This window comes from Acinetobacter sp. NIOH-H-8 (assembly GCF_046635365.1).
Taxonomy (GTDB): Bacteria; Pseudomonadota; Gammaproteobacteria; order Pseudomonadales; family Moraxellaceae; genus Acinetobacter.
Genome location: NZ_JBHDVN010000244.1, coordinates 1 through 424, shown reverse-complemented (window position 1 = coordinate 424; position 424 = coordinate 1). Strand labels below are relative to the sequence as shown.

The following is a 424-nucleotide window of genomic DNA, read 5'->3' as shown; positions in this document are numbered from 1 at the left end:
TGTCTATGAAAATATAAAATATGAAGATGATAGATTTTTTTTAATGGTCAAGGAAACTTTTAAAGGTAATAACCCAATAAGAGCAATTATCATAAGATACTTAGAACACCTTTTTACTAATCTGAACGATGATGAAATGAATAATATTAAAACACTATTAAGAGGTGTATTCCTTACATCTGGGGCACTAGTAACAACAGGAGGAGTTAGTGTTTACATAGCCACAGCCGCATCTGAACTTATATATAATACGGTACTAAGAAATGCCATTGCCCACAAGTTAATTAGAGGTGGTGGAAATATAGCAATGGCTTTTGTGGGAGGGTATGGCATCATAGAGATGGCTTCTCAAGCAAAGGAAAGATTACGCTATAGCAATCCTACTCTGTATTATGACCTTGTTTTAATGAATTTAGAAATGGGG

Annotated in this window: 1 protein-coding gene; it reads left to right on the top strand. The window is 34.0% G+C overall.

Going from position 1 to position 424, the window contains the following annotated elements:
- The coding region (locus tag ACEWB7_RS18040) for a hypothetical protein (protein ID WP_411581092.1) at nucleotides 1-424 on the top strand (424 nt) is incomplete at both ends.